Origin of the sequence: Streptomyces sp. NPDC006739 (assembly GCF_042869815.1) — a bacterium.
Taxonomy (GTDB): domain Bacteria; phylum Actinomycetota; class Actinomycetes; order Streptomycetales; family Streptomycetaceae; genus Streptomyces.
The window spans coordinates 1-3,389 of sequence record NZ_JBIAGM010000077.1; the positions used below are offsets into that span (position 1 = coordinate 1).

4 protein-coding genes are annotated in these 3,389 nt (G+C 69.9%); 1 reads left to right on the forward strand and 3 read right to left on the reverse strand.

What is annotated here, in order from left to right; genetic code table 11:
- Nucleotides 1–338: 338 nt before the first annotated feature.
- Nucleotides 339–1,343 (reverse strand): stage II sporulation protein M, encoded by a 1,005-nt coding sequence (locus ACFYMM_RS44230; protein ID WP_388398500.1) that lies wholly within the window; start codon nucleotides 1,341–1,343, stop codon nucleotides 339–341.
- Nucleotides 1,344–1,486: 143 nt separating this feature from the next.
- Between ACFYMM_RS44230 and ACFYMM_RS44235 the strand changes: the two genes are divergently transcribed.
- Nucleotides 1,487–2,449 carry an RDD family protein gene (locus tag ACFYMM_RS44235; protein ID WP_388398503.1) on the forward strand — a complete coding sequence of 321 codons (963 nt, stop codon included), beginning with the start codon at nucleotides 1,487–1,489 and terminating at the stop codon, nucleotides 2,447–2,449.
- A 65-nt stretch (nucleotides 2,450–2,514) separates the two neighbouring features.
- On the opposite strand, the gene ACFYMM_RS44240 is transcribed toward ACFYMM_RS44235, so the two are convergent.
- Together ACFYMM_RS44240 and ACFYMM_RS44245 are read right to left on the reverse strand one after the other, a co-directional pair.
- Nucleotides 2,515–3,129 carry a hypothetical protein gene (locus tag ACFYMM_RS44240; protein ID WP_388398506.1) on the reverse strand — a complete coding sequence of 205 codons (615 nt, stop codon included), beginning with the start codon at nucleotides 3,127–3,129 and terminating at the stop codon, nucleotides 2,515–2,517.
- A gap of 165 nt (nucleotides 3,130–3,294) precedes the next feature.
- Nucleotides 3,295–3,389: adenosylhomocysteinase (locus tag ACFYMM_RS44245; RefSeq protein WP_383367890.1), on the reverse strand; the 95-nt coding region annotated here is incomplete at its 5' end.

Genomic DNA, 3,389 nt, shown 5'->3' on the forward strand with positions numbered 1-3,389 from the left:
TTCCCTTCGGTCTTGCGTTTCCGACTCTATCAGATCTTTTCTCGACCCGATTTCCTCGGTGCTTTCCAGGTTTTCGCTCTCGCGTTTCCCTTTCCTGCGGTTCCGACTTTATCAGAAGTTCCAGGCCGGTCTGACCGGCCGCTCATTTCCGAATAATCGGGGGTTGCTTCTCGGTAATGCGTTTCCGCGTCTTCACGAGGAGCAGATAGATTCTAACGATCAGCCCCGAACCTGTCCAGTTCTAGGCAACTGTTTGAATCTACCTCCCCACCAGCGCCGTGTCAACAGCTCCTGCGGGGCGAAGAGGACACTAGCAGTTCACCGGGGCCGTCCGCACATCAGGCGGCCGTCGGGAGCGTGGCGCTGCGTTCGGGCGCTTCCAGGTCCCCCGTCTCGCCGGCGCGTGCCGCACGGCCGCCGAGGACGAAGACGTACGTCAGGAACCCCAGCTCGGCGACGACGCCGATACCGATGCGGGCCCAGGTGGGCAGGCCGGAAGGGGTGACGAAACCTTCGATGGCCCCGGAGACGAACAGGACCAGGGCGAGGCCGATCGCCATTCCCACCGCGGCCCGGCCCTCTTCCGCGAGGGCCGTGCGGCGGGTGCGGGGACCGGGGTCGACGACGGTCCAGCCGAGGCGCAGTCCGGTACCTGCCGCCACGAAGACGGCGGTCAGTTCGAGCAGACCGTGCGGGAGGACCAGGCCCAGGAAGGTGTCGAGCCGGCCCGCGGAGGACATCAGGCCGAAGCCGACGGCCAGGTTGATCATGTTCTGGAGGAGTATCCACAGGACGGGGAGTCCCAGGAAGATGCCCAGGACCAGGCACATCGCTGCGGCCTGGGCGTTGTTCGTCCATACCTGGGCCGCGAAGGAGGCGGCGGGATGGCTTGAGTAGTACGTCTCGTACTCGCCGCCGGGCCGGGTCAGCTCGCGCAGTTGACCGGGAGCCGCTATGGAGGACTGCACGGCGGGATGGGTGCCGATCCACCAGCCCATGAGGATGGCTATCGCGGTCGACAGGAGCGCGGTGGGCACCCACCAGTGGCGGGACCGGTAGACGGCTGCCGGAAAGCCCTGGCCCAGGAAGCGTGTGACATCACGCCACGAGGCACGGCGCGCGCCGGTGACCGCGCTGCGCGCGCGTGCCACGAGTTGGCTGAGCCGGCCCGTCAGCTGCGGGTCGGGGGCGCTGGACCGGATCAGCGAAAGATGGGTGGCGGTGCGCTGATAGAGGGTGACGAGTTCGTCGGCCTCCGCTCCGTTGAGGCGGCGCCGGCGGAGGAGGGCGTCGAGGCGGTCCCACTCGGCTCGGTGGGCGGAGACGAAGACGTCCAGGTCCATCGGGTTTGCCTGCTCCTCGGCCGGTCCTCGACCACCCGTGGTGGCGGTCCGTCTTTACCGTCAGCTTGTCGTACTGCAGCGCGATGCGCTCTCAGCTTGGCAGACTTGCGGTTCTCGGGGCAGACCAGGGAAGGACGGCGGGCGTGAGTGAGCTGGTGACGGGCGAGGCGGTGGCGCTCGAACTGCGGCCTGCGAAGCTGCCCAGCAGGGCTTTGGCGGTACTGCTCGACCTGGTCGTGGCCGTGGTCGTGTACATCGGCGTCACCTTGGCGGTGGTGGCGGCCACCGCGTCCCTGGACGGCGCTGCGCAGGTCGCGCTGACGATCGCGAGCTTCCTGCTGGTGCTGGTGGGCGGGCCGATCGCGGTGGAGACGCTGAGCCACGGGCGTTCGCTGGGAAAGCTGGCCTGCGGTTTGCGTGTGGTGCGGGACGACGGCGGGCCGATCCGGTTCCGGCACGCGCTGGTGCGGGGTGCGATCGGTGTGGTCGAGATTCTGATCACGCTCGGGGTCGTGGCGTGTATCGCCTCGCTGGTGTCGGCGCGGGGGCGACGGCTGGGGGATGTGTTCGCCGGCACCTTGGTCGTGCGTGAGCGGGTGCCTGTCGGGCAGGCCCGTCTCGTCCCTCCTCCCCCGCCGTTGCTGGCCGGGCGTTTCTCCGAACTGGACCTTTCCGGAGTGCCCGACGGCCTGTGGCTCGCCGTTCGTCAGTACCTGACTCGGATGCAGCAGCTCGATCCGCAGATCGCCTGGGGAATGGCCGAGCGTCTCGCGAACGATGTCGCCGCTCGTACGGGTGCTCCGGCGCCGCACGGTGTTCATCCGGCCGCTTATCTGGCGGCCGTGGTGCACGAACGGCAGGCCCGTGAAGCCCGGCAGGCGTTCCGCGGCGGACCGGTCGCGACGGGCGGTGTCCCTTCCCCCTCCGTTTCCCCCTTCGTTCCGCCCGCGGACGGGGTGCCCGGCGGCTACGCGCCGCCGGTGGCGGACCATCCGCGGGCGGTGCCTTCGTCGCCCCCGGAGCAACCACAACCTCAGCCCCACTCGCAGCCGCAGCCACAGCCGCGGGTTGAGCGCCCGGCCACCGGCTTCGTGCCGCCTGCCTGAACCGGGCGGGTCGTCGCTGTGGCCGCCGTGACGCCGTCGGGGTGAGCGCCCGGCCGAGTGCCGGGTCAGCCGAAGGCCGACGGCGGTGATTCCAGGTCCTCCAGCTCGATGCCGGGTGCGGCCAGGACCACGTCCCCGGCGATGTGCACGGTGTGCCGTTCACCCGTGTCCAGGGCTGTGACCTGGTATTCGTCCACGGCCAGGGGGCCGTTGTCAGTGGCGTGTGCTTCGCTGTTCACCAAGGCCCAGGACTGGTCCACGGTGCGGGGGGCGAGGACCGGGTCCGTGAAGGCCACGAGGCGGACGCGGGTCGCGGAAGAGGAAGGGGTGAGGCGCAGGAGACGGGCGGTGGCGACGAGGAACGCGGGGGACGTGCCGGTGAAGGCGTGGGCGCGCACATTGCCTTCGGTGGCATGAGTTCCGGTGGGATCGGTGCGGACCCAGGTGACGCCGTCGAGAGCGGCGCCGCGCACCTGCCAGCCCCCCGCATGCAGTTCCAGACGGACGGGGCGGCCCAGGTCGTCGAGGGCGAGATCGACGGAGCCGCTGTGATCACCGGTGGGGGTGGTCAGCTGGGAGACGTAGCGCCAGCCGGACGGGCCGGGGGCGCAGTGGAAGTGCTCTTCTGCGAGGGGGGTGTGATCGTGCGGATCATGGAGCGAATAACGGCCGCGGGGCATGGGGGTCCTGGATCTTGACGGGCTGGTCCGGGCGGGGCGGTCCGGCCTGAGGCCAACGGGGCAGGCCCCCGACACGGGGGTGCGGGGGCCTGCCTCGGAGGACCTGCCACCGGGAAGAGCGCGTTTGTGCACGGGCGCGCTCCCCCGGTGGGCGGGGCTGCTGACTCAGTAGCGGTAGTGGTCCGCCTTGTAGGGGCCCTCGACCTCCACGCCGATGTACGCGGCCTGCTCCGGACGCAGGGTGGTCAGCTTGACGCCGA

Bases quoted from the DNA above. Each gene is read 5' to 3' on its own strand.
- ACFYMM_RS44230 (WP_388398500.1), bottom strand. From the start codon at position 1,343: ATGGACCTGGACGTCTTCGTCTCCGCCCACCGAGCCGAGTGGGACCGC.
- ACFYMM_RS44240 (WP_388398506.1), bottom strand. From the start codon at position 3,129: ATGCCCCGCGGCCGTTATTCGCTCCATGATCCGCACGATCACACCCCC.